The organism is [Scytonema hofmanni] UTEX 2349 (assembly GCF_000582685.1).
Lineage (GTDB): Bacteria > Cyanobacteriota > Cyanobacteriia > Cyanobacteriales > Nostocaceae > Hassallia > Hassallia hofmanni.
Map to the genome: position 1 here is coordinate 3,925,828 of NZ_KK073768.1, position 2,989 is coordinate 3,928,816.

3 protein-coding genes are annotated in these 2,989 nt (G+C 42.9%); all 3 read left to right on the top strand.

From position 1 onward, the window contains the following. The first annotated feature begins 327 nt into the window (after window positions 1-327). On the top strand, window positions 328-588 hold the full coding sequence (locus tag TOL9009_RS0122715) for a hypothetical protein (protein ID WP_029634871.1): 261 nt from the start codon (window positions 328-330) through the stop codon (window positions 586-588). 306 nt (window positions 589-894) lie between these two features. After that, window positions 895-1,329: a hypothetical protein gene (locus TOL9009_RS0122720; protein WP_029634873.1), complete on the top strand. Its 435-nt coding sequence runs from the start codon at window positions 895-897 to the stop codon at window positions 1,327-1,329. Window positions 1,330-1,410: 81 nt separating this feature from the next. Continuing rightward, window positions 1,411-2,989 (top strand): tetratricopeptide repeat protein (locus tag TOL9009_RS40165; RefSeq protein WP_260675930.1); only part of this gene is annotated, 1,579 nt, incomplete at its 3' end.

Consider the following 2,989-nt stretch of genomic DNA (forward strand, 5'->3'; position numbering starts at 1 on the left):
GCTACGAACACTTGTTAGAGATGCTTAAAGAAGCGATCCAGGGTTGGCTTGAAGTTGGTAGCCAGAATGAGGAACTTGAAGCAGATAAACAGTTAATTGAATTATCTCTATGAAATCCCTTTCCAGCAAAGCTTTATAGCGTTTCCTAGTCTGCTGAGGTACAAATTTATCTGCGTCCATCAGCGTTTATCTATCTTCATCTGCGGTTAATTCTTTTTCTCTGTACCTCATGAATGTGGGAATCGCTATATATAAAATTGTGTTAGCGCACGAAGCTATTAACCTGATGCTACGCTAGCAGAAGATAACAGCAGAGGTACAGTTGTAATGAGCCAAGTTTTAACGCTGGAATTAAGCGATGAGATGTATACATTATTAAAGCAACAAGCTGAAGTTGCAGGTGTATCAATATCAGAGTGGATAGCCACTTCTCTTGAACAACAGTCAGGTTTGCAGAAAAAACAGCAAAATGAGGCAGAAAAAGAAGCTGCACGTCAGCGTTTCCGTCAATATGCTGGAAGTATTGACTTGGGCTACCCTACAGGAGTTGACAATGAAAGCATTGATGCTGATTTAGTCAGAGCATAGGCTTTGAGCAGGAGAAATAAGCTGAATGATAAATAGTAATTTAGGCGTGACAAGCATTATAGGTATTAAAAGCATAACATTGCGGAGGAAAATTGGAAGTATAAGCCCGCCAAACGGCAATATTATGGGTATACCGACATTAGAAAATGTTAAGAAATATTTCGCCAACAGTATATGATGATACTCATACCCCAAAACAGTGGTAAATTCAACCGAGAACCGCTATATAATTTGTGCTTTTTTCTCTGTTGAAAAACTTTTATGCTCAGGAAAATAAGTATAATCTCGTAATATTATTCTTAACTTATGGAACCAGTGACCTTAACAGCCGTAGGAACTGCGATCGCTACTATAGTTTTAACTAAGGCTTTAGAAAAAACAGGCGAAAAGCTGGGAGAAGCAGCATTAGAAAAAAGTAACGAGTTAATCGCAAAGCTACGCCAGAAAAATAAGCTGCCCTTGTTAGCGAATACGTCACAGGAAAACACACAGCAGGCGTTAGATTATGGTCAAGCTGTGTTGGAGTTGAAAGCCGCAGCCGATACAGATACCGAAATTGCTCAATCGGTGCGGGAAGTAGAAGCAACCGTAAATGCTGACCCCCAAGTAGCACCGAAAGTTCAGGCTTTAGCAAATGACCTCAACTCCCAACCAGCAGGTGTGATCAATAATGCAAAGTTAGCTGAATCTATTGAAAAATTAGTTCAGGTGGGTACTAACTATGGTGGTATTCACATTTGACTAAAGTCGCCCGAACAGGAACGGGTAAGGTTAAATCCTGAAATACCGCAAAATTTACCCCTGAGTGGGGTGGTGAAATTTGTGGGACGTGATCAAGAACTGCAAGAACTCCATGAACTTTTGCAGGAAAATAACCAAGTAGCCATTGCGGCTATTTTGGGAATGGGTGGACTGGGTAAAACAGAACTCGCCTTGCAATATGCCATGACTCAGCGCGAAAACTACCAAGGTGGACTGTGCTGGTTACAGGCGAAAGTTGAGGATTTTGGGGTTCAAGTGGTGCGGTTTGCCAGAACTCAGCTTGATTTAAAGCCACCAGAAGAATTTGATTTACCTGCACAAGTACAATACTGCTGGCGGAATTGGCGTAAGGGTAATGTGCTGCTGGTGGTGGATGATATTACAGATTACCAGCAAATCAAATCTTACCTACAGGGCGCATCTTCCAGATTTAAAGTGTTGATGACTACCCGCAAAAAGTTGAGTGCAGCCATCAAGCAATTATCTTTAGATGTATTACAACCAGATGCAGCGTTGGAGTTGTTACGGTCTTTGCTGGCAGAAACACCAGGGCGAATTGAGAGAGAATTAGATGTAGCAAATCAATTGTGCGAATGGCTGGGGTATTTGCCTTTGGGTTTAGAGTTGGTGGGGCGATATCTGGCGCGGAAGCAGGATTTGTCTATATCGAAAATGATGGGGCGATTAAAGGAAAAGCGATTAGAACAACCTGCACTCGTCAAGCCAGAAGCCGATATGAGAGAACAAAGGGGAGTGCAAGCCGCCTTTGAGTTGAGTTGGCAGGAATTAGCAGAGGATGATAGGTTATTAGGCTGTGTACTCAGTTTATTTGCCGCCGCACCCATACCCTGGAAATTAGTAGAACAATGCTTAACAGAGAAAGATGAGGATGAGTTAGAAGAAATTCGGGATGATAAATTATTAAATCTGCATCTCCTCCAGCGCAAAGGTGAAGGAATTTATCAACTACATCCATTGCTGCGGGAATTTTTCCAATCTAAGTTTACAGGTTTAGAGCAAGCAGAGGAATTTAAGGGATGGTTTGCTCAGGTAATGGTAGCAGTTGCTAAACAAATTCCTGAGACTCCTACCCTTGAGGAAATTAACGCTGTTTCCCTTGCCATACCACACATAGCTGAAGTAGCAAACAATCTCATTCAATCCGTCAGTGATGAAGATTTAATTTGGCATTTCGTTGGCTTGGGTTACTTCTATGAAGGACAAGGGTTATATACCCAAGCCGAACCTTGGTATCATCAGTGTTTATCAACAGTACAAAACCGCTTGGGAGACAATCATCCCGATTTTGCCACCAGCCTCAACAACTTGGCAAGACTCTACAAATCCCAAGGAAAGTACGACCAAGCCGAACCCCTGTATCTCCAAGCTTTAGACCTCAGACAATACCTGCTGGGAGACAATCATCCCGATTTTGCCACCAGCCTCAACGACTTGGCATTACTCTACCAATTCCAAGGAAAGTACGACCAAGCCGAACCCCTGTATCTCCAAGCTTTAGACCTCTTGAAACGCCTGCTGGGAGACAATCATCCCGATGTCGCCACCAGCCTCAACAACTTGGCAGGACTCTATGAATTCCAAGGAAAGTACGACCAAGCCGAACCCCTGTATCTCCAAG